The 23,998-nt window shown below is 44.1% G+C and carries 17 protein-coding genes; 6 read left to right on the top strand and 11 right to left on the bottom strand.

Annotated features, from left to right (window positions below):
• Positions 1-54: 54 nt before the first annotated feature.
• The 3 genes from G9G53_RS13350 to G9G53_RS13340 are packed head-to-tail and all read right to left on the bottom strand — an operon-like array spanning position 55 to position 3,473.
• Positions 55-1,674 (bottom strand): ABC transporter substrate-binding protein, encoded by a 1,620-nt coding sequence (locus G9G53_RS13350; RefSeq protein ID WP_029515922.1) that lies wholly within the window; start codon positions 1,672-1,674, stop codon positions 55-57.
• Positions 1,675-1,692: 18 nt separating this feature from the next.
• Positions 1,693-2,574 (bottom strand): carbohydrate ABC transporter permease, encoded by an 882-nt coding sequence (locus G9G53_RS13345; RefSeq protein WP_029515923.1) that lies wholly within the window; start codon positions 2,572-2,574, stop codon positions 1,693-1,695.
• 14 nt (positions 2,575-2,588) lie between these two features.
• Positions 2,589-3,473: an ABC transporter permease gene (locus G9G53_RS13340; RefSeq protein WP_230584986.1), complete on the bottom strand. Its 885-nt coding sequence runs from the start codon at positions 3,471-3,473 to the stop codon at positions 2,589-2,591.
• 506 nt (positions 3,474-3,979) lie between these two features.
• Between G9G53_RS13340 and G9G53_RS13335 the strand changes: the two genes are divergently transcribed.
• Both G9G53_RS13335 and G9G53_RS13330 read left to right on the top strand, forming a co-directional pair.
• Positions 3,980-5,014 (top strand): LacI family DNA-binding transcriptional regulator, encoded by a 1,035-nt coding sequence (locus G9G53_RS13335; protein ID WP_165148163.1) that lies wholly within the window; start codon positions 3,980-3,982, stop codon positions 5,012-5,014.
• Positions 5,015-5,036: 22 nt separating this feature from the next.
• A complete protein-coding gene (locus tag G9G53_RS13330) occupies positions 5,037-6,032 on the top strand; it encodes a carbohydrate kinase family protein (protein ID WP_165148160.1) in 996 nt (331 codons plus the stop codon).
• A gap of 1,362 nt (positions 6,033-7,394) precedes the next feature.
• Here G9G53_RS13330 and G9G53_RS13325 read toward each other — a convergent pair.
• Entirely contained in the window at positions 7,395-11,207 is a 3,813-nt protein-coding gene (locus G9G53_RS13325) for a GH32 C-terminal domain-containing protein (protein WP_165148157.1), read from the bottom strand.
• 1,299 nt (positions 11,208-12,506) lie between these two features.
• Here G9G53_RS13325 and G9G53_RS13320 point away from each other — a divergent pair.
• Both G9G53_RS13320 and G9G53_RS13315 read left to right on the top strand, forming a co-directional pair.
• The gene (locus G9G53_RS13320; protein WP_029515929.1) at positions 12,507-13,517 is read left to right on the top strand and encodes a LacI family DNA-binding transcriptional regulator; all 1,011 of its coding nucleotides are present in this window, start codon (positions 12,507-12,509) and stop codon (positions 13,515-13,517) included.
• A gap of 1,141 nt (positions 13,518-14,658) precedes the next feature.
• Positions 14,659-14,991 carry a hypothetical protein gene (locus G9G53_RS13315; protein WP_165148154.1) on the top strand — a complete coding sequence of 111 codons (333 nt, stop codon included), beginning with the start codon at positions 14,659-14,661 and terminating at the stop codon, positions 14,989-14,991.
• Between the two features lie 958 nt (positions 14,992-15,949).
• On the opposite strand, the gene G9G53_RS13310 is transcribed toward G9G53_RS13315, so the two are convergent.
• From G9G53_RS13310 to G9G53_RS13290, 5 genes are read right to left on the bottom strand one after another with little or no spacing between them, the layout of a single operon-like run.
• On the bottom strand, positions 15,950-17,269 hold the full coding sequence (locus G9G53_RS13310; RefSeq protein ID WP_069010900.1) for an ABC transporter permease: 1,320 nt from the start codon (positions 17,267-17,269) through the stop codon (positions 15,950-15,952).
• Entirely contained in the window at positions 17,262-18,164 is a 903-nt protein-coding gene (locus tag G9G53_RS13305; protein ID WP_029515932.1) for an ABC transporter ATP-binding protein, read from the bottom strand. Before G9G53_RS13305 ends, G9G53_RS13310 begins: the two co-directional genes overlap by 8 nt.
• A gap of 2 nt (positions 18,165-18,166) precedes the next feature.
• The gene (locus G9G53_RS13300; protein WP_185156356.1) at positions 18,167-19,102 is read right to left on the bottom strand and encodes an ATP-binding cassette domain-containing protein; all 936 of its coding nucleotides are present in this window, start codon (positions 19,100-19,102) and stop codon (positions 18,167-18,169) included.
• 41 nt (positions 19,103-19,143) lie between these two features.
• The gene (locus G9G53_RS13295) at positions 19,144-19,545 is read right to left on the bottom strand and encodes a GntR family transcriptional regulator (protein WP_039270421.1); all 402 of its coding nucleotides are present in this window, start codon (positions 19,543-19,545) and stop codon (positions 19,144-19,146) included.
• 41 nt (positions 19,546-19,586) lie between these two features.
• Positions 19,587-20,306, bottom strand: coding sequence for a hypothetical protein (locus G9G53_RS13290; protein WP_029515935.1), 720 nt, complete (start codon positions 20,304-20,306; stop codon positions 19,587-19,589).
• Between the two features lie 235 nt (positions 20,307-20,541).
• Here G9G53_RS13290 and G9G53_RS13285 point away from each other — a divergent pair, with 235 nt between their 5' ends.
• Together G9G53_RS13285 and G9G53_RS13280 are read left to right on the top strand one after the other, a co-directional pair.
• Positions 20,542-20,769 (top strand): DUF1858 domain-containing protein, encoded by a 228-nt coding sequence (locus tag G9G53_RS13285; RefSeq protein ID WP_029515936.1) that lies wholly within the window; start codon positions 20,542-20,544, stop codon positions 20,767-20,769.
• A gap of 14 nt (positions 20,770-20,783) precedes the next feature.
• A complete protein-coding gene (locus tag G9G53_RS13280) occupies positions 20,784-22,043 on the top strand; it encodes a DUF438 domain-containing protein (protein WP_029515937.1) in 1,260 nt (419 codons plus the stop codon).
• Here G9G53_RS13280 and G9G53_RS13275 read toward each other — a convergent pair.
• A complete protein-coding gene (locus G9G53_RS13275; protein ID WP_165148151.1) occupies positions 22,032-22,544 on the bottom strand; it encodes a GNAT family N-acetyltransferase in 513 nt (170 codons plus the stop codon). The two genes, G9G53_RS13280 and G9G53_RS13275, sit on opposite strands and share 12 nt — an antisense overlap.
• A 592-nt stretch (positions 22,545-23,136) precedes the next feature.
• On the bottom strand, positions 23,137-23,919 hold the full coding sequence (gene map, locus G9G53_RS13270) for a type I methionyl aminopeptidase (protein WP_238794841.1): 783 nt from the start codon (positions 23,917-23,919) through the stop codon (positions 23,137-23,139).
• Positions 23,920-23,998 lie beyond the last annotated feature (79 nt).

Below are 23,998 nucleotides of genomic sequence, written 5' to 3'. Positions count from 1 at the left end.
ATAATTTGAGTTGCTCGTTTGCAAATGAATTTGAAATACTACCATTTAAATGTTTCAGCTTTGATCTTTGAGATATCTGTCATAGCCTTTCTGTTTGATTTCCAGCCATTTATCTAGCCCCAGTCTGGACAGCTCGGCTTTATATTCGGCCCATTCTTCTTCCACTTTACCCGTCTTGATCCATTCCGCCCGCTTGCGGTTAACGTAAGCAAACAAATCGGTTTCCAATGTGGAGATCTGCTTCTGATCCTCCAGAGAGAAGAAGACTTTCGGGAAATTATGGTCAGCCTTCATATAAGGAACGAGTCTTTCCTTCATGAGCTTAAGCCGTCCCACTGCATCATCGGGCTTAGTCGTAACCGTTCCGTAATACTCGTCAAGAATTGCTAATGGACCACCGATGTTCGTTTTTTGCCGTAGCTCGACAGGGGCCGTTCCCTTAAGCGGAAGATGCTTCAGCATATGACTCGCTTCATCGTATTCAAAAATGTTCTGCTGAGTTTTGTCGCCGTAGGTACCCCAGTTGTCTTGCACGGACTGGATAGGATCATACAGCTGGTCAATCCATTTTGCCGTAAGCTCGAGATTTTGGTTGTCACTGGTAATCACCATTCTCCCCCGGTCAAAGCCGAGATTGTTCGTGCGGGTCACATTGACTTCACCGCTTGGTCCGGCGAGCGGATTCATCAGTTCATATTTATCGTTGTCTCCTGAAATATTCGCCTTATCCCATTGGAAGTAGAGGCCATATCTTTCACTCTGACCTTTGGCTAGATACGTGTTATAATCCTGCTCGAATGATTCCTCGTCGATCAGGTTCAGTTTATACAGCTCATTAAGATATTTAATCCCCTCTTTGTAACCGTCCTGATCGGCAGTGAAGACCACTTTCCCCTCATTGGTCACTACCGTATGATCGCCGTTGTCCCCAAGACCGAATGATCCGAACAGAAAATTCAGGTCCTCATTGCCGTTATTGAGCATAAAGGACAGCGGGATTTCATCCGCTTGGCCATTTCCGTTAGGGTCGCCATTTTTAAATGCGAGCAGAACTTTTTTTAAATCCTCGGTGGTTTTTGGCATTTTAAGTCCCAGCTTTTTCAGCCACTCCACATTGATCCATGGCATGTCGTTTACAGAATGAATGCTCTCCTTCTCAGAACCCAGTTCTTCAATCCAAGGAAAGGCATAAATGTGCCCGTCCTGTGCGGTTATCATGGATCTGTACTCAGGCGCTTCCTTTAATACCTTCTGCAGATTGGGCATATATTTTTGAATCAAATCCTCTAAAGGGATAATAGTTCCATCCTTTCCGAGGTTCAACAAATCGTAATCGGAATATCCGGCATCCAGTATGGCATCTGGAAGATCTCCACTGGCAACAGCAAGGTTTCTTTTTTCAATGAAGGAATCGGAGGTGAAGTTGGTAAAATCGATATGCACCCCTGTTTTTTCTTCCAGTCTTTTATAAATCAACTTTTCATTTGGATCGGAAGGTGCCAGCGGCGAGCTTTGAGTCATAAAATGCAAAGTAACTTTCTCTTTAAGCGGCAGAGTAACATTTTCCAGCTTGTAATCTTCGGATGCCGCAGAATTATTGCCCGAACCGCCGCATCCGGCAAGCAGTGAAGTAGAAAGTGCCAACACAGACAAGGTTAGTAATGTTTTTTTCATCTCTATTCCCCCGATTTGTTATTTGATCGAACCTACCATGACACCCTTTTCGAAATACTTCTGGAAGAATGGATACATGACAATCAAAGGCAAACTTGATATGACAATGGCAGAGTACTTAATCATTTCAGACAATTTCTTAAGCTCCGCTTGTGCCATCGCATCGGCAATCATGCCGGGCTGAACCTGATTCTGTATCAAAATGGAGCGCAGTACTAGTTGAAGCGGAAACAGCTTCGGATCATCCAGATAAATCATGGCGTCGAAATAAGAATTCCACTGTCCGACAAAAGCGTATAAAGCTAGAACAAAAATAATAGGCTTGGAAAGCGGCAGGACGATTTTAAAGAAAATACTGAGCTCGGAAGCTCCGTCTATACTCGCCGCCTGGAACAGTTCTTTCGGAAGTCCCTGGAAATAAGTCTTTGCCAGAATAATATTGAATACGCTGATCGAGCCGGGCAGAATAATGGCCCAGACCGTATTCAACATGCCTAAATCCTTAATCACCAGATAGGTAGGAATCAGACCGCCACCGAAAAACATCGTTATCAGGAAAAAGATCATAATGGACCGTTTCCCTACCAACTCTTCAACCGCAAGCGGATAAGCCGCGAAGACGGAAAATAATACGGTTGCGAACGCAAAGGCTGCTGAATAAAAAATAGCATTAAAAAAACCGCGGATCATGGCACTGTTGCTTAGGATTTTGGCATATCCCGTGAGTGTCCAGTCTGATGATGTAATGGCAAACCCTTTGGTAATCAGGGTATTTGGAGTTAAAAAGGACGAAAGCACCACATAAACCAGCGGTAACAGAATAGCGAGAACAAACAAACCAAGTAGAATATAATTGATGATGAGCAGAATCCGGTCCTTCCCGGTGTAATGAATATCCATAAATACCTCCTTCTTTAATACAGCCCTTCTCCTTCGTTCAGCTTCTTGACGACGGTATTTACGAAAATCAACAGGAATACATTAATTACGGAATTGAACAACCCGATTGCCGTAGAATAAGCATAATCGCCGGATTGCAACCCCACCTTGTATACGTAAGTCGCGATGATTTCCGAGGTAGGTGTGTTCAGAGCCGTCTGCATTAGGTAAGCCTTTTCATAGCCGATCGACATAATACCTCCTGCAGCGAGAATGAACAGGACGGCCATGACGGGTTTAAGAGCTGGCAGATCAATGTGGAAGATTCTCTTCATCAATGAAGCACCATCAATTGTTGCAGCGTCATGCAACTGCGGGTCCACATTGGCTAAGGTGGCCACATAAATGATAGAGGACCAGCCCGCTGTTTGCCATATACCAGACAAAATATATACCGTTCGGAAATAGGCAGGATCAGTCATAAAAGCAATCGGCTTGCCGGTGAAGGTTGTTACCAAAGCGTTCACTATTCCAGCTGGCGATAGAAAAACAAACAGCATACCGGCAACAACAACAACCGAGATGAAGTTAGGTGCGTATACAATAAGCTGAATATTCTTCTTGAACTTCGCTCCTCTGACCAGATTTAGCATTAAGGCCAGAATGATGGGTACTGGGAAGCCGAGAATAAGACCGTAAGCGCTTAATTTAAGCGTATTCATTAATATGTCATAAAAATTTGGTGATGAAAGAAACCGCTGAAAATGTTCAAATCCAACCCATTCGCTGCCGAGGATGCCTTTTCTTGGGCTGAAATTTTTAAACGCAATGATCGAGCCGTACATGGGAACATACTTGAAAATGACGGTAAGAATTATGGACGGAAGCAGAAACAAATACAATATATAATTTCGAAGCATATAGCTTAACCAATGGTTTCTTTTTTTTGTTTCTGAAGCCTTTAATCCCCTTTTTTGAACGATCGAATTTGCCAATATTTTCCCTCCTACTGTTCACGGCTTGTTATACGACACAAAATATAAGCCATGTTATGTCATCTCTCTGACATAATTAACCAAGATGTTTTTCAAATACTTGCTTGTAATATCCACACCTCCAACAGAACGAGAATTTTACACATTCCCAAAATGAATGGGCTTACAATTTACATTTGAACATATTTCACTCTTACAATTTATCAGATGTACATTTAATTAGTCAATATAATTCGGGTGAAATATTCATTCAAAAAGCGTATTTCAAGATAATTATAATGTTTTTAGCAAAAATACATCAAAAATACACAATATAAATAAACAAACGTAAACCTTTATTGTTCATTTGAATAAATACATTGTTAAAAACATGAAAATACTATATATTTAGAAATATGAAGAATCTTAATTCGGAGAATAAGGTGAACAATATGACGAGAAAGTCAAAGGTTACGATACAAGATATCGCTGATGCCTTGGGAATTTCCAGAAACACTGCATCCAAGGCGCTTAATGGAGTGGAGAGTATTCCCACCGTTACTAGGGACAAGGTGGTCAAAAAAGCAATGGAGCTTAAATACAAACAATTTTCTTATATGGAAACAGCTTCTGAAAAACAAGGCAATATCGCACTTTTGACCTGTAATCTTCCTAATAGCTCACACTTTGGATCTTTGTTGATCAGCGGACTGGAGAAGGAAATCAGCAAACAGGGCTATACTTTATCCATTTATTTTGTCCGTGAGAATGATATCAATTCGATGACCCTACCCGGCAATTTTGAACCTTCGAATGTGGCTGGCATTTTCTGCATCGAAATGTTCAGCAAGGAATACAGCAAGCTGATCACAGATCTTTGCATCCCAACCATTTTTATTGATTGCGCTGCGGATATGATGTATCCAGAATTGAAGGCGGATCTGGTATTAATGGAAAATGAACACAGCACATACTGTGTTACCCGGAAATTAATCGATCATGGCTATGAAAGCTTCGGTTTTGTAGGCGATTACAATCACTGCAAAAGCTTCAATGAACGCTGGACCGGATTTAATAGGGCCTTAGCAGAAGCAGGAATCGCTGTAGATCCTGCCCATAGCATTGTAGCGCCTGACCGCAACTTCTTTATAGAGGAGAACTGGATGGAACAGCAGTTGGATGCTCTGAGGGAGTGTCCCTCCGTCTTTATTTGCGCCAATGATTTCATTGCCATCAACGTGATCAAATCTTTAAAAAACAAAGGGATTAAAGTCCCAGAAGATGTTGCTGTCTGCGGGTTCGATGATGCTTCGGAATCCCGGGTTGTCGAGCCTCATCTTACAACCGTGCATATTTACAGTAGTCAGATGGGTATTATTTCAGCCGAAATGTTATTGTCCAGAATCAAAGACAATACCATGCCATACCGAGTGACTCATGTTGCAACGGATATCGTATACCGGAACTCGACCCCTGTTCTAAACTAAATCTACCAAGAGGTGAATCAAAGTGAAAAATGACAGAACGGTTCTTTGTGTGGGGGAGTTGCTCATTGATTTTTTCTGCACGGATATTGATGTTAATCTTGCCAAGGGTCAGCATTTCTCCAAGCAGGCCGGCGGCGCTCCGGCAAATGTAAGCGCAGCCGTAGCCAAGCTCGGAGGAAAAGCGTCATTCTTGGGGAAAGTCGGGGATGATCCCTTTGGCATGTATCTGAAGCAAACGCTGGAGGAGCAGCATGTGGATACGTCCATGCTTCTTTTTGATCCGGAAACACCGACTACACTGGCCTTTGTTTCCCTTGCCGCTAACGGCGAACGAGATTTCGTATTCAACCGCGGAGCTGACCGTCAGCTGTCTCTGCAGGACATTGATAGAGAATGGACTCGACAGGCTGCCATTCTGCATTTTGGCTCGGCAACGGCCTTGCTCGCCGATCCTTTCCGGGAAGCGTATTTGTCTTTATTGGACGAAGCGAAAGCCAATGGGCAATTTACCTCCTTTGATCCCAATTACCGGGGGGACCTCTGGAAAGATAGGCTGGAGGAGTTTATAACATTGTCCAGAAGAGGAATACACAATGCAGATTTCGTAAAGGTAAGCGAAGAGGAATTAAATATCATTACGGGGCTGACTGACCGCAATGCTTCATTGGATCTTTTGCATGGGTTGGGAGCCAAAACGGTGGCAGTTACCTTGGGGAAAGAAGGTACTCTCATCTCAAGCGGTACCTCCCGTTCGCTAATCAGCAGTATTACTGTTAAATCGATCGATTCTACCGGTGCCGGTGATGCCTTCGTCGGAGCTATGCTGTATCAAATCAGCCAGCTGAGTCAGCCCAAGGCATTTACCTCCGATTGGGAGCAACAGCAGGAATTTATAACACTTGCCAATCAAGTCGGCGCTATCGTGTGCACTAAAGTTGGAGCGATTGCAGCCTTGCCATCGTTGGAAGAAGTTAAGCATTTCATAGAGCAACAGGGTGAAACAAAAATCGAACTGTAAGAACAGCAAAGGTGTCCCGACGATCCTAGGGTCGCTGGACACCTTTTTAGTTATCCCTTGGAAAGTGAAGTGAGGAAACTAAATCATATCGAGGGAGTTTAATCAAAAGGAAACTACTACTATCCTATGTAGTAGCTCCTTGTATTTAAGACAGACCAAAATGTTTTCGATTGCCGATAATATTCCATTTTTATTTGACTCAGATGTTTTCATAAAACATTTTAATTCACATTGCTGTGCTTATTGTAGGTAGTGATTTGAAGCTTTAACAACTGTATTTAGTGTTTCACTTCTTGTACATTGTGGATCAAATAAAACAGGAAATAAATCCTCCATGCCTCTCAGGTGATCTCGTTCTAAATACTCTGATCGAATTAGTCCATCTTCGGCAAACACAAAGAAAACTTGTAGGCAGAAATTCCTCCTGAAAATGCTGGTTCCATAAAGGTATCGACGATAATGGGCTTCTTTTTACCCATTTGTTATAACTCTAAAATAATGAACTCAACACTTTCATCAAAGACCGAAGAACCATTGACTCTATCGTTCCCACAACCTAAGAAAAACCACTCCCAATCGATAAAGTGACTTAAAATTGCCGGATGGTCCTGAGGGTTAGCTTTGCCCTGATAATCAAAGGTATGGTCATCAGAAGAATAATACTCCCCACTTGGAGGCTTTCGTCTTAGTCATAGTGCTTTTTACCGCCGTAAGGCCCCCGCCACAAATCCAAGTAAGTGTGATTTAGATAAAGCCTTAATACTCGATCTGAAATTTTCAAAGTACATCATTCCCCTGTCTAAAAATTGTTTCTTACAAGGGGAAAAGTCTCATTCTGAAAGCACTACAGTAATTTCTCATCATCCATATTCATTAATAATGCCCCCATCATTAAGTTATGTTTGGTTTATTCGATTCCGTCCCACATTCCACACGAAGTCTATCCATACCTAAAGCTCTTTTCCCTTGGCTCCTACAAATCCATTTCATTTTATCCTATTCGTTCCCTTGGCCTCGTGGTTTATCATCATTTATTAACCACCATTTCTTTTGATTTTTTATATTCTCGTTGCACATAATAATAAATCCGTCCAAATCGGCATGCCAAATCACCACAAGCAACATCTGGTGCTTGCAGCATGGACATCTCAACGGGTCTTTTTCATATGTCTCTATCACTCAGTCTCTATCACTCGCTGGCGATACGAAAAGCGAAAGAAGCTCGACGCTTTCCTGGCCAGCAAGAAATTGATTTTCCTAACCTGACAGAAGTAAGCTGAAGCTGCATGAACACAATAACAAATCCGCCTTTTGCCAAAAGCCCCTCTACGCCAAGCGAAGGGGCTTTTCTACAGGATAGAACTAAAAATCAGAGCTTACTTTCCACCTATTTCGTCGCATTTCATCCGTTGGAGGAGTCTCCAACGTAAGCTTTGAACCATCCTCGGATATGGTCAAAGCCCTATTATGATAAACTGAGATAATGACAACCGAACCATCCCTATTTTTGTGGACAATCCACCGCTGATTATTGTAGCCCAAATAAGAATAGAGCTGAATTTTATTGTGCTCCGCGTCCAGATCCAGCGCCTGTCCGGAGGTCGTTCGGATGGAATAGGAACCTGCATCATCTTCGGTCGGCACAAACACCCATTTTTGATCCGAGGCTTCATTTGCATCCTGTACACTAACTGCTTCGCCATTTGCCAGGCGGGCTGTATATATGGATTTTTGGAATGCTACGTTCACGAGGCTTGATACCCTCAACTTGGCCGGTTTCCCTCCTGTCACATTTACATTCTGATAAGAGACAGAGCCGCCAAAGACATGAAGTCCGAAATGACCTTCGGCAAAGGTCCCATCCTTCAGATCCATTATTTTCAGTCCTCCCATATGTACCACGATATGCGGGCCTTCCGCTTGAATCTTTATTTTATAGGTTTGGCCTCGCTGGATGAAGGCCGGGACTTTCGCCAGAACCTGTCGTTCCTCGAATCGTCCATCTATTTTGTAGAACAGGCGAATAGACTTCATGTTAGGATCTAGATTCAGGTAGTAGCCGCTGTGCCCATCCTCGCTTGCACGGAACAGAAGTGAACCAGCCCCGCCGGACGTGCCAAGCTTCAGTTCAGCTTCATAAGTAAAATCCCCAGCCTGCTCCTGGGCCATATAATTCGCGTCGCTTGAGTACCTTCCACGAATTCCATCCTTGCTGAGTACCCATGAAGCCATTGACGGATCTGGGGTCCAGCCGCTGAGACTGGTATGAAACTCGCCGCCAGAGACTTTTACAAGAAGGCTGGCGGATGCCTTTCCATTCGGGGTGGATACAGTAATGACGGACTCGCCCTCTTTTTTGGCCATAAGAGTTGCCTGAGAAGCGCCGGCTCCCTTTATGCCTACCACCTTGGCATTACTGGATTTCCACTCCAGCGGGTGAACACCATTGCCAGGACCATTCTCCACTGCCGCCCGCAGCGTTTCGCTTTGCCCTATCCCTAGTTCACGGTCACCCGTGTCCATTGCAATCCGTAGTGGCGAATCGTTATCCGAATTCCACACTGATCCAAGCTTGTTTACCGACAGAGAAACAATCTTCACATTGCCACCCTGATTATAGAAGCTCATCTCCCTACTGGCCGGATCAGGAAATATGACCTCGGAGAAAACCACCTTGCCTCCATTAGCGAAGACCTCAACAGAGGATTCATCCACCAAAATCCGCATCTGGATCCGCTTGTTCTCGGCTTTCATCCCCGTTTCATGTCTTGTGGTAAACAGATTGGAGAAATCCGTAGCTCCGGAAGCAGAGCGATCCACGAACAATTTACTTTCGCCTGGCTTATAACCCACCACAGTCTTCTGATTCGCACCTTCACGTAGATTAAAACCAAACTCTGTTACGTTACTTCCAGCCGGAATCTCCAGTTCGGCTTCAATCTCATATGCTCCAGAAACAAGTCCCTTCAGCAGGTTTGGAGAAGATGGATTGATCATCTTGTCAGTTACAGAGAACAGCCTGCTGCGCAGATGTTCCATCTCCTTGATCGGACCCTGGACGAGACGGAGTCCGTCGGGGGTCATGACCAGAGCAACCTCTCTCGGAACAGTCAGTCCCCCCTTCCAGCCCGAAGTCGGAAAAGCGAACGGATAATCCCAGTTGGACATCCACGCCAACATCACTCTGCGCCCATCCGTCATGTCCGAGAAAGACATGGATGCATAATACTCCTTGCCAAAATCCGTTCTCAGCACCTTTCCTGCCGGATTGTCATTTACGAATTTCCCCTCTGCAGTCAGACTTCCCACAAAATATTCAGAATCCGATCCTCCTGTTGCCGAATTCGCCCCTGTACTGATCATGAGAACCCACTTCTTCTCTGACGTTTCCTGCACGACCAGTGGGAACAGGTCAGGGCATTCCCACACACCGCCACGAACATAATCTCCATAACCCCAATTGTCGGTCAACGTCCAGTCCAGCAAATTAGCCGATGTAAAGAACCGGATATGATCACCACCGGACACTACCATGACCCAGCGATTATGCTCGTCATCGCGAATCACCTTAGGGTCGCGGAAATCCCATCCCCCCGGTTCTTCCCCGTTCTTGCCGGGGTTCTCAACCACGATCGGACGATTCTTGGCATAATGCCACGTACGCCCCTGATCCTTGCTGTAAGCAAGGCCAATGCGCTGGTTGCCATTAGGACCATCTGGGTTATAGGAAGTATAATAGGCGATCAGACCTTTGCCGCCCGAATCCGTAAATAAGCCTGAAGTATTCGTTACATCCGCCACAGCAGATCCGGACCAGATATGCCCGTAATCATTCCACGGAAGTGCAATCGGCAGACGTTTCCAGCTCAGCATATCCTTGCTGACGGCATGGGCCCATGTGCCTCCATCCTGATGGAAAAGATGGTATTCACCTTCGAAATAGACCAACCCGTTCGGGTCACTGGCGTACCCACGGATCGGTGTATAATGATACTGGGGACGATAGGTTTCAGTATAATAATTATTAGACTCCGTGACATAAGCATCCTGAAAGTAAGCGCTTCCCTTTTTCACAACAAGACCGGCGTTTCCTGTTGAATACGAATGATCCGTTACATCGATTGCTGGTGGAGTATAACCGTCCACGAAAACTTGAATCCGGTTACCCATTGCCTTTACTTCCACATAATGCTTCGCCCCCGCTAAGCTCGGATAAGGTCGCTCTGAGCCTGCAATTGCAGTTCCATCCGCTTTCGTCAGCGATACGCGGACCTGCTCTCCTTCCTTCACCAGAGTAGCTTCATATCCACGTGTTCCATCGGTAGAGGACCGGAAAGCTAGAGCGGCAGCAGCATCGGAGCGGAAAACGATTGTTCCTTCATATACAAAGTCAGCAGCTTGCCTGCTATAGATTTGCTGAGCCTTGCTCTGGTTCACAGACGTTCCTTTTTGGCCGCTGAGGTCAGGCTGCCACTGTCCTTTTTTCACAAGTACCAAACCCAGATTCCCTTTCAGATCGCTAACGGTTATGTTTTGGAACAAGGCTGACCCATCCCAGACGTGAAGTCCAAGACGGCCAGATCGGTATGAACTGTCTTGAACATCAATCACAGGCTTATATTGAGTTCCCCAATATACTTTCAGCGAGGCCCCTTCAGCTTTTACCTTGAGATGATAGATCTCCCCTTTCTTGAGCGAAACCGGATGCTCTTCATTTAATTTACCTGCTCCACTGCCCGCATCTTTTAAACGGATAATACCGGACTGCGGTGCAATTTGAAGCATATACGAATTCAATCCGTCTTCATTGGAACGGAAGAGCAAAGAAGCATCCGCTTGCATATCCTTGATCATAACATCGGCTTCATACAGGAAATCATCTGCTATTGTTTCTGAGATGGCCATCACGTCCTCCTGCGGATCAGATGTCAGCAGGAGCCCTTCTGCGGCATCTCCCCACTTGCCATTTCCTTTTACCTGCCATCCTGTCAAATTTGTATTTAGATTTATAACGTTTTCAAAAATAGAAAGACCCTCCTTTTCCGATTTTACTGTGTTACCTTCCGCCCGTGCAGCCCAGCCGGTATCAGGACTAGCGGCGTAAACTCCAGATGAAGTCATAATAATAGCCATCACCATGAGGATGTGCAGCACAGCTTTGAATTTCTTTTTCATCGATTACCCTCCATTTCTACTCTACGGAATAATCATCTTCTACCAAAAAAGTAGAAGGCGGCCAGTTACAGCACAGTAACTGGCCGGAATAGCATATTAAATTTGTTATAAAATATATAGAGCTTGAACTTGTGATTTCTATTTTAGGATTTGAACGAGACTATTGGGAATGTTCAAACTCCGACTCCCCTCTCTCTTTCCCTTTTTGTTAATTTTCAATAATATCCGAGCCCGGTGGAACACTATACTCATCCTTATGCTCCAAGATGGCACTTAAATTGAAATAACCGTTCAGGTTCCGGAGCACAACCTACCGGTTCAGCGGGAAAATCAGCAGCAGCTGCATAACGCCGCCCAAAAAATTTTGTGAGTTGACAAAAGTAAAATGACACGGGTTTATGGACCAGCAATATAGAAGGCTTCCATATCTAATGCGATATGGTTCAACGGCAGCTCGTGGTCCTTTTTCTCATCTGGCTTCAATGGCCTTCAAGGCGTCCCTATGTTAACGAATTCATCTTCAGAATGCCGTCTGGTCAGCATTTGTCCACTCTTCGGATATACAAGTATATGTATAATTTCACCTTCCGAATAAACACTAACACCGCCCCCCCGTACCTACGATATATTACAAGCAGTAGGAATCCTTACGCAGCACCCCATTTAAATCTCGCTATAAACTGCTGCATTGACATCGGTTTCCCAGCCAACGGGAACGGCAAGACCCGCCGCAGAATACTCAGTGTTTGTAATTTTCGACCCCGTCTTAGGAGTTGTGTAGCGAATCTGTAATTTGGCTATCCGGCGGAAAAGCTCAATAAAATCACAGCCGGTTATACAGAGCTCATTTTAGTTTACCTCCATCCTTACCCTCAAAATACTTATACTTGTGCATTTAATTGTTCATCAAGTTTACATTTATAATCAATATTTATAAACATTAATTTATATAACCAAAAGTATAGCGCTTTCAAAAATAAAAAGCAATGAAAATCCCACTCACTCTGTTACTTGTTTAAGTTTATATATTTCCTTGATAGCAAACCCTCCGAGAAGGGGTCTAGCTCTCTTTCTTTTCTTAGAAGAACACCGATTTATCCTAATAGTATAGAATCTTTTTTATCTAACTCTTACTACAAAAAAGGCAAAGAGTAGTGTAGTATAAGAGGGGAATGTTTATTAGCAGTATGCAAGATCAAAGAATTGTTTTCAAGCTAAAAACCACATTCACATTTACATTTGAATAAATTTTTGTTTATCATTTAAGATTTTATGAAGCAGGATAAAAAGGAGCTTATTATGGCTGAGAAAGTAACGGTTCAAGACATCGCGGATGCAATGGGGCTGTCTCGAAATACCATATCCAAAGCCCTCAACAACCATCCGCAAATTCCAGAGGGCACAAAAAAGAGAGTAATCCAAAAAGCAGCGGAGATGAAATACAAAAACTACAGTTTTATGAATGGAGGCAATATTGCTCTTCTTACACGAGGGGACATTAACGCCATCAGCTTCTACTCTGAAACGATTAAAGGAATGGAAACCTCCCTGCGCGCTGAAGGCTTTAATCTGATCTTATCTCTTGTCAATCCTGAGGATATCCATTCATGCACACTGCCCTCCAATATTAACCAATCAAATGTGAACGGAATTGTTTGTATTGAGATCTTCCAAGAAGCCTATATTGAAACTATTCTAAACACGGGCATTCCAACGGTATTTATCGATTTTTTGCCAGAGTCGTTGAACTCTCCACACAAATTCGACATCCTCTTGATGGAGAATCACCGCACGACATACAATCTTACTCGTTCTCTCATTGGACGCGGCCATTCGGAGATTGGATTTATCGGAGACCACAATCACTGTCGAAGCTTCTATGAGCGTTGGCTTGGTTACGATCAAGCCCTCCGGATGCATCGCGCTTCATCTGGAGAGACGTTCAGCATCAAGCTTGAGGACAACAATCCTTATCTATCTGTTGAGTGGATGCTTGAACAGTTGAAGCAGCTTCCAAAGCTTCCGACAGCATTTGTTTGTGCCAACGATGATATTGGAATTTCGGTTATTCGTGCGCTAAAGGAGTTGCACATCGATGTTCCTGGACAAATCGAGGTAACAGGTTTTGACGATATTGCTAATGCCAAGATTATCGATCCTCCGCTCACGACCGTACATACTTATCCGTACGGACTCGGTACACGCGTCGTTGAGTCCTTGTTGGCTCGATTGGAGCAGCCGGATCGACGGAATGAGACCATTCATCTTGAGACATGCATCGTTCATAGAGGCTCCACGAAGTCTTCCTAATCAAGTTGTATGTAACAAAGATACAGGGAACCATTTTTATTCAGAGCATATACACTGTTATTTTTAAGCAAGGTAAGATGAATAAGATTTTCAGATACCAAGGTAGTATGAATGAGAGAGATAGCAAAACTAAAAAATTAATCTTTCTCACATTCTTATGTTTTATTTTTTTGCTCCTTATAGTTAATAACCATAGTGTACTTCTATCATTACAATATAGACATAAATAAATAAGAAATTGAATCAGCACTTTGATTTTCAATGATATTCCTCCAAATAAGTTATGTTTTTCGCGTTAATTAAGTTTTGATGTGTAATGAATTTTTCAGATGAGTAAGCGCCCGAACTGTAGAAGGTATTTTGGTAACTAAATTAAAATGAGTTAAGAGAAGCATTTAGCGTAGATCTCATTTTTAAAAAGACGAAAAACCTCTTCACAATTCAGCCCTATCTCCTTTCTAATTATTGCATTTGCGTAAAGTTAGGCTTATAAGTAGCAGTTTATACTTAAATGAATCTGATATAAATAATACGTTTATATTAGATTTTCTTAAAAGATATATTTAAAAATAAATTGTCCTTATGTCGCATAATACAAATAATTTTTTTATTTATAGAAATAGCTATAACTGTATTCAATGAAAAAAGGTAGGTTCGCAATTGAACCTACCTATTCGGAGAAATTACATATTATTTACTTTCTTATCCTACTTAAGACTCCGAGCCCATCATTCTCCTGGCTTCTTTTAGTATTGAACCTGTTGTACTCATTAGCCATCCCAAAGAATCAGTAGTACCACAATACTCAATAACATCAGCGCATTTTAATTGTCAGGAGAAAATAACGTTCTAGACTAAAAAATAAAGTGTTAGACTCAGCAAATAAAGTTGTAGACTGAGAAAATAGAGAGACTGACGATGCTTCATTAAGCTAACGGACAGATAGGTTAACCATGAGATTTCAATAACTAGTATGGTTGTAGCATTGTAAAAAATATTGATCCCTCATAAGGGGGGAGTGATTTATTATTGAGTCTTTATGTTAAAATTACTATATGGATTGTGAATAAATGTACTTGAATTAATGCAGCAGATTAGTAATGGTAGATTATACCATGTGGATTATATGGAGGTTGCTGTAATGTTTGAAAGTATATGTGTTTCTAGTGATTGCGATTTAGGGACAATAGCAGAGAAAGCAATTTTTTATGATAAGGTAAAAATAATCGTCAATGAGAATCTGTTAAATCGTTTGTTTTCACAAGTCCATCCCGCTGAATTTATTCCATTTTTAGAAGAACATAAAGAAAATATTGAATTAGTTTATTTCTGGGTTGTACCAGTTACTAGAACTTTCCACCACGATGATAAAACAGAAATAATGTTTACCTCAATGGATGAAGATGATGTAGACCCATACTTAGATTACTTGTGGGAAAAAGGTGGGTTGAATAGTTCTCTCCTTTACTTTTAAAGAAACTTCCAAAAGATATTAAGTTAAAATTACACATCATAGAAGATGATGCTCTTTTAAAAAGATATGAATTAGAACATAATATTAGTAAAGAGATAATTGACCCTCTCTCATTTCTAGGAAGTTATTTTTCGACTTTTTCTAGCTTTGAAGTATGGTCAAAGCACTCATCGGATTTCCAATTAAGCCCATCATCTTCTATCTTAATTGCGAACAGATTTGATTCCCTTTATAACAAAATCGTTAGTGGAAGTAATAGTATAGAAACATTTAATAATTTTGTACTGAAAACTGGAAATGTTAGAGGAGTTTTGAATTCCGGGGAAAAGACTTTTTCAGAGTATATATCTATATATGAAAATAGTAGAAAATTCAAGGAGTTTATTGGTGATTTACCCCCAGAAGCTAATTTAATACAGGAATACTTTAATGCTAATAATGCAAATACTTGGGCTGAGAAATTACCATCTAAAACAATCAGGTTGGGCTGTTTACAGGTGCAGGTTTACTTAATACAGTAGGTGGCTCAGGAGCTGGCACTTTATTAGGAATTTCATTGAGTGCGGTAGATACATTTTTAGTAGATAAGCTAATAAAAGGATGGAAACCAAATCACTTTATAGAAAATGATTTAAAAAACTTTATAAATAGTTAAATATGTAATGTTAGACTAACGGGAAACGTTAGTTTAACAACAACAGCGGCAGTCTAAGACCTTATTTATCAGGTCTTGTTCTGCCGCTGTTTCATTTAATGGATTAGTCTAAAACTTATTTCTCAAAAGTTGACGGTTCTTCAATTCGAAAACGTTGTTAAGTCAACGACTCCAGTCTATTACTTTATTTTTACAGTACTAATCCTTTTCTTTTGTCATTTTAAATCATTCCCCTCAAATAGTTTATTTCTTCGCCATCTTCTTATATTCGGACACCACACACTCACATGTATTGCTAAAAATTTAAATCTTGTAAGCCTTCATAGCTTTTCTTAACTCTTTGAACGAAGGACGTTTACCATACATTAAGACACCCGTACGGTAGATCTTGGCGGCCAGCCAACCGAACAGCAAAATGGAGGCGACCAGAATACCAAGTGACAGCCAGATTTCCAGCAGGCTCGCCCGTTCCAGACCAATCCGCAACAGCATGACGGTTGGCGAGAAAAATGGGATGTACCCGGCAACCTTTACGAAAATCGTATCAGATGCGGCGATATTGAAGATACCGATATAAAAGGCTGCTAGTGACAGCACGGTAATCGGCATGATCGCCTGTCCCAACTCCTCGGTACGGCTAACAATGGAGCCCACCGCGGCGAACAGTACTGCGTAGAGAAAGTAGCCGAGGATGTAGAATACCAGACCATAACCCAACACCGCGATATTCAGTTGCGACAGATCCAGCCCGGCTGAGCTAAGAATGACATTATTATGCGGCAGCATAAGGTTGGCACATACAGCGGCTGCAAAGACAGCAATTTGCAGCAGGCCGACCAGGAAAATGCCGATAATTTTTCCGAACATCTGGGTCAACGGTGAGACACTTGTGATGAGAATCTCCATGATACGTGAGCTTTTTTCCGATGTCACCTCTGCAGCAATCATATTCCCCGTCATCATGGAGGAGGTGAAGAATAAAATCATCAGTACATAGACCAAACCATAGTTAATCATAGAGGTCTCTTTTTCCTCTGTCCCCACAGCTCCCCCTGCCTCAGACGAACCGTCTACTTCCCTGCTGTCCACTATTACAGGTGTGCTAATCTCACGAATTTGATCACTGGTCAATGCATTGCCGCCCATAATGGCTTTGACCTTAGCTTCCTGAAGTCCCGTCTGCAACAATGTAATTACAGCAGGAGATGGCTCTTTTTCTACAGAGACATATTCCACTTTAGGAAACGTGTCTCCCTTGTCGGTAGGCTCCGTGAACTGTACGTAACCTTGCAGCTCCCCATTTTTCAAGGCTTGCTGCATGGCTGGTGTTTGTACGTTGTCATAACGCTTCCAGATGGCTGCCGGGTTGGATTGCTCCTTGGTGAATTTCTCCAGTTGATTCGCCACTTCTATCCGGCTCCCGGCAATCAGTCCCAAGCGATGATGCTCGGCTGCCGTCGTGCCCGAACCTCCTGTCCCATCTGCTTTAAACAAAGAAATCAAATATGGCAGATTCATACCAAGCGTAATGAGCAAGGCCAGTACCAGCGTTGTAATGATAAAAGATTTGGTTCTCGCCTTCTGACGAAACGTAAAACCGATTACCGTACCCAGTCTATTCATGGGAATCACCCACCTCTCTTATGAAAATCTCGTTCAGCGTCGGTTCCTTGATCTCAAAATGCTCTACATCCGTTTGCTCCAACGCCGTTTGTAATACCAACTTCGCCGCATTCGGCTGCTCAATATGCAGCATCCAGCCGCGATCCATAGGCTCTACACGGCGCACGCCGGGCAGCTGTTCCAGTCCGTTCACTTCACCTGTAGTGATGAGACGAACTTTTTCACGCGGGTAACGGCCCTTAATCTCCTGCACACTTCCCTGCACAACTGTATTTGAGCGATGCAAAATCGTAATATGGCGGCACAGTTCCTCCACATGCTCCATGCGGTGGGTCGAGAATAAAATCGCAGCCCCATCGTCCCGCAGCTCTTTCACCGTATCCTTAAGCAATTCAACGTTTACCGGATCAAGCCCACTAAAGGCCTCATCCAAAATGAGCAGCGTCGGGCGATGCACAACGGCGGCAATAAAGCCCATTTTCTGCTGATTTCCCTTGGATAGCTCCTCAATCCGCTTGTCGTAATATTCGGGCACTCCAAAGCGCTCCAGCCAGTAGCGTAGACTTTTGTCCGCCTCCTTAGCCGACATTCCGCGCAACCTGCCCAAATAGTTAATTTGCTCGCTCACCTTCACCTTGGGGTACAACCCTCGCTCCTCGGGCAAATAGCCCATCGTCCGCTGAAGCTCCTTGCTGTAGGGCTTGCCCTCATATTGAATGTTACCTCCATCAGGGTAAATCAGACCGAGCACCATGCGCATCGTTGTCGTTTTGCCTGCTCCATTGCCTCCCAGTAGTCCGTAAATCTCCCCACCGTTCACATTCAGCGAAATTCCGTTCACCGCCGTGTGGTTCCCATATTGCTTCACGACCTCTTTCAATTCCAGCATGTTCATGATTACTCCGCTCCTTTTTTCTGCGTGTATGTCTCCGCATCTTCTGATAGTTGTCCCGCAGACCAATGTACTAAAATATCATCCAGTTCCAAACGCCGCACACGGATGGGGCGGATGCCCGCTTGTTCCAAGATGGCGCTGGTCTCTCCGGCTGCCAACGTTACAATTCGCTGCAATCCGCCTTCGCTCTCCATCTCTACAACACCCGGAAGTTCCGATGCCTCCTCCGGTGTGCCTTCAAACCACATTTCTTTGCTATTTTCGAGCAAATGGTCTTTTTCCAGCTTGCCGAGCAGCCTGCCATCATGCATCAGGACAATATAATCCGCCAAACGCTTAATCTCGTCTATGATATGAGTGGCAATAATGACCGTCGTTTTGCCGTTCTCCATACAATCCCGCAGTTCCTCCAGCATGATTTTCCAGGCAAAAGGGTCTAAACCCGACGAAGGCTCATCCAGCAGCAACAAACGAGGGTGAGGCGCCAAGGCTGCAGCCAGTTCAAACTTACGGCGCTCTCCCTTGGACATGCGCGATAATTTCGTATGCTGAGGAACCTGAAATCGTTCCATCAGACGCTGAAAACGTGTTTCATCCCAGCCGGGATACCACAAGGCTCGAAACGCCGCTGCTGCTTCTGCTGTGAGTCGATCTTCCTCACGGGTCGGCTGCTCTGACATATACCCAACCCATTGTCGTGTATCTGCCGGCATGCCGTCCGGATACGCTTGACCGAACCAACGTATTTCACCGGAATCCGGGTGGATAAGCTGAGTCAGCAGATGAATCAATGTACTTTTGCCCGATCCGTTATGTCCAGCCAAAGCGACTACATATCCCGGTTCAATGGTTAGATTAATCGGTCCAATTTCCCGGTTACCTCGAGTTTTATAGACTTGGCTCATCTCAATAATGGGTGTTTTTATCTGTATCCCCATAGGAACTTCCACATGATGGTTTACATCGTTTTTCACGGGCGTCACTCCTTCACTTGGACTTCATACCTTCTCTTCACCATTTCTGCGAAAAGCTCCAACAATTCCTGTTCTGTCATCTGTACAGCGATGCCTGTGTCAATCGCCGTTTCCAACGCCTCGGTCACTGCTTTAAGGCGGTAACCTGAGCGCTTATCGTCTTCGACCAGAGCTACGAAGGTGCCCGTTCCCTGCCGGGTACGAAGCAAGCCTTCGTTCTCCAAATCCTGATAGACCCGCCGGACGGTGATGACGCTGCAGCGGAGCGTCCCTGCGAACTCCCGAATGGAGGGAAGCAGCGTTCCCGCTGCAATCTGTCCGGTTACGATGAGTGAGCGAAGTTGCTTTTCAATCTGCGCATACAGCGGTTCCGCGCTATTCTCATCAATTTGCACTGGTATATTCACCTGCTTCTCCCCCCTTTTTATCTATCTTTGTACACATACCGCTAAGTTAAATCCCGTTTCATAAGCTTACGCTGTGTCACCCTGTAGGACATCCACATACCCAGAGCTCCTGCCAGCAGCGCTCCCCACATCACCGGAGACAACAGCTGCCATTCCTTGCTGTAAAATGCCGTTATCGATACCAGATTGGCCCCACATACTCGAACTATAATCGTAACTATCCCACAAATTAGCATGATGACAATGGATAGCCAAAAGTAGGATTTACCTTTTTTAAGAAATTCCAAATGAATATAAATGGCTTGAATCAGCATTCCGTAGCCTATCCAGGTAAGTGCAAACGATACAAAGAAACCTGTACTGGCATATACCCGAAACGTAGCTGACAACGTAAACAATAGAGTGAAAAATATCACACTATTCACAACAAACGCCAAAAGCGCCTGTTGAATTCGACTCATAATCACCGCATTCATCGGTATAGGCAAGGTGCGGAAAAAGGCTAGCATATGCGTATAGGAATCTTCCTGAAGATATTTAAATGCACGGCGGTTATAAATGTATCCGAGAAACGGAATCAACACCAGCATGATAAAATCGGCTACCGGACTCAAGTTTCCACGTTCATCCCAATGCACACTTACAGCAAAACTCATGGTAAATCCCAAATACGCAATAAACAGCAATGTCCACAGCATAACATATGGATTGTTGCGAAAATCCTGCCGGGTAATCTTCCATGCCTGCTTGATGATTGTCATTTTCTTATCCTGATCCCTTCTGCACTGCCTGTAATGACGACCTCGTTCTCTCTTCATACGAAGTTATTATTAAAGTAATCAGTGTTATTACTGTATATATCTTTATACACAGTATATAAACCATGAATTACAACTGTCAATACCTGAATGTAAATTGTGCGTACAATCACAATAGCTCGTCAGGACCTATGATACTCTGTAAATGATAAACGTTCTCAATCAAGGGGATGAACAAATGGATAAGATACTGCACTGGGATGAACCGATTTTTAACCTTGTTAACCGTTATCCCGAAGTGAAGGACATTATGGTAGAGCTGGGTTTTCATGATATCGCCAAGCCTGGCATGTTACAAACCGCAGGTCGTTTTATGACATTGTCCAAAGGTATTGCATTGAAAAAAGTAGCTATGGAAACCGTGGAACGCACGTTTTTGCAACATGGTTTTACCATTCAAAAATAAAGGAGCTAACGATCATGAGCGAGCTAATTAACAACCGTGAACATACAGCACAGGAATTAACAGAACGTCAACGAACACTGAAGGAAATTATAAAAGAATTACATGCCGGGAAAAGCGTCGAAGAGGTGAAAGCGCGTTTTGCAGAGGCTGTTGGCGGAGTAAGTGTGGCGGAAATTTCAGCTATGGAGCACGCACTGATGACCGAGGAGGGAATTCCCGTATCGGAAGTTCAGCGGCTCTGTTCCGTGCATACTTCGATCTTCAAGGGCTCCATCGAGGATATTCACCGTCCTTCAGGACCGGAGGAACAACCGGGACATCCTGTCCACACATTCAAGCTGGAAAATCGGGAGATCGAACGACTGGTCAACTTTAAGTTGGCATTGCATGCAGAGCAATTTCAAAAGGAGGACAGTCCCAAGGTTATTTACAAGCTGCTTGAGGATTTAAGTCTGCTAATGGATCTCGACAAGCACTACAGTCGTAAAGAAAACTTGGTCTTTCCTTATCTAGAACGCTATGGAATTTTTGGCCCGACCAAAGTCATGTGGGGTGTGGACGACGGCATTCGTGCCGCGATTAAGGAAGCGAAGAGTCTGCTCGCCGAATATAACGGGGATCGTGAACAGATTGGGAAGGCGCTTGCCCATATCATGAGTGAAGTAAATGAAATGATATTCAAGGAAGAGAATATTTTGCTGCCGATGGCACTCAGTAAGCTGACAGAGGATGAATGGCTGAAAATAGCCCGGGAAAGCGAGGAAATTGGATTCTGCCTGACCGCCCCCGAACGCGAATGGATACCCGAACGGGCAGAGGAGCCTGCAGAAGCCCTTGAGCAAACGGAAGGCACATCAGGAACACCGCAAGGCTTCGTGCGATTCGAGACAGGGATTGTATCCGTACAACAATTGGAACTGCTGTTGAACCATCTACCTGTTGACCTGACCTTTATCGATGAAAATGATGTTGTTCGCTATTTTTCCCATGGTAAGGAACGAATCTTCGCGCGCACGAAAGCCGTCATTGGTCGTACCGTACAGAATTGCCACCCACCCCAAAGCGTGCATGTCGTTGAGAAGCTGCTGGAAGATTTTAAGGCAGGCCGCAAGGATGTTGAAGATTTTTGGATTCCAATCAAGGATAAATTTGTCTACATTCGTTATTTTGCCATCCGTGATGCAGAGGGCCGCTATCTGGGAACGTTGGAATTTACGCAAAATATCGCACCCATTCGTGCCTTGGAAGGACAAAAGCGTATTCTATCCGAATAGTATCCAACCGTAAGCCACCATGTTCAGATTTTTGCCACCCAAACTTATAATATGTTGTTCTACTATAAGTTTGGCTCCCAACCTTTCATAAAAGGTACATGCTGGATTATCTGCTAGCACCCATACGATCACAGAGTGAATATCCATACTATTGAAATGTTGAAGCAGACGTAAAAATAGTCTCTTCCCCAAGCCTAAACTATGGTATTCACTCAAAACGTAAATTGCCGTTATTTCTCCCCCATACGGGGGATATTCACCTGACTTTTCCGGACCCCCACTCACAAATCCGATGATTTCCCCCTTCTCATTTTCAGCAACATATACCCGATGACCGTCTTCACTGGATAGATTCGCATTCCACAGTTTTGTTCTTTGCTCATAGGAAAGCTGTTCCAGAACCTGGGCAGGCATTATTTCTTTGTACGTCGTCCTCCAGCAATCTACGTGCACCTTGGCGATGCCCTCGGCATCTGATATCGTTGCTTCCCTGATGATCATGTGAGTTCCACTCCTAGTTTCCAATATTATACTTTCCATATACCGACGATCCGAATCTTGATCTATAATAAAAATGTTCACTGCTATTCATTCATTCCTGAAGGATTCGACTTGAATAAAATTGTTTCATTTTATGTACGTTCGTGGCTGTAGCTGTATTGATCATAGGCTGGAGTATCGGGTTGACGCCCGTAGGCAATCTGGTCTTTCAATATGTATTTGGTGTGTCCCCGAATTGATCGAACCTACCAAGAACGTATTTCAGGTTCTTACTTTACTATACATATGGGTAGCTGTCCGTAACATATATCAGGGACTTATTATTAACAAGCACCGAACGGCATGGATGACATTCAGCTCGTCCATACGTATTATCGTGATGCTACCAAACCTATCTTTATCGGTAGGCTGTTTTCTGTAGCTTTGCAATTCTCGCGCTTATTCTCTGTATCTGCTTTTTTCCAGGACTGGACGGCAAAGTGGCGGGAATTGTGATGGCTGTTTCCGATGAATGCATCATCCTGAAAAAAACTTACCTAGAGAGCCTTATGCAAAGGACCCGCACATTGACTCCCTATGGCACAACTCGCTTTTACGAGGTCAAAATATAAGGGCCGTTCTTTGTAATCGCAATCGTGTGCTCGTATTGGGCTCCCCAACTGCCGTCTGCTGTGCTGATGGTCCAGCCATCGTCCCCCCAGAGCACGGCCCCCTCGGTTCCTAGGGTAAATACCGGCTCGATGGTAATCACCATCCCTTCGCGCAGGGGTAATCCCGTTTTGGGACGACCGTAGTGCAGAACCTCTGGCGGCTCATGCATTTGGCGGCCAATGCCATGCCCGATCAGAGGCTTGACGTTGCCGAACCGCCGCCAGCCTGCCGCTTTTTCCACAGCATGCCCGATATCCCCCAATGTCCTCCCCGGGCGGGCAACCTCTATACCGCCCATCAGTGCCTTATGGGTCTGCCGCAACAGTCTCGCTACCGGGCGGCTAATGTTACCTACCGCATAGGTCCATCCTCGGTCAGCCAGCCAACCGTTCTTGTTAACCACAATGTCGATGGTCACAATATCCCCATCATGAAGCACCCGCTCCGAGGGAAAACCATGGCACACCACCTCATTGACCGAAGCGCAGGTGGCATAAGGGAAACCTTTATAGCCCTTTTGTTCAGGCGTGGCTCCGCGCTTGTTTAAAAACTGCTCCACCCAAGCGTCGATTTCAAGCGTTGTGATTCCCGGAAGAATACGACTTTCCAGCGTACGATGACAATCTGCTAAAATACGCCCGGCCTCCCTCATGTAGCCGATTTCCTCCGGTGTTCGTATCGCTATCTCTATTGGAATCCGCCTCCTTTGAGCATACAAATACACTAAACCTATCCCATTGTATGCAGGGCAGACACAAAAAAACCGTCTCCTCTGTGGATAGACGGTTTATAAAAGTCGTATT

Source organism: Paenibacillus sp. EKM206P, assembly GCF_011066155.1.
In the GTDB taxonomy this organism is placed as follows: domain Bacteria; phylum Bacillota; class Bacilli; order Paenibacillales; family Paenibacillaceae; genus Paenibacillus; species Paenibacillus polymyxa_D.
The sequence above is the reverse complement of the archived record's forward strand: the minus strand, read 5'-3'. Positions and strand labels throughout refer to the sequence as shown.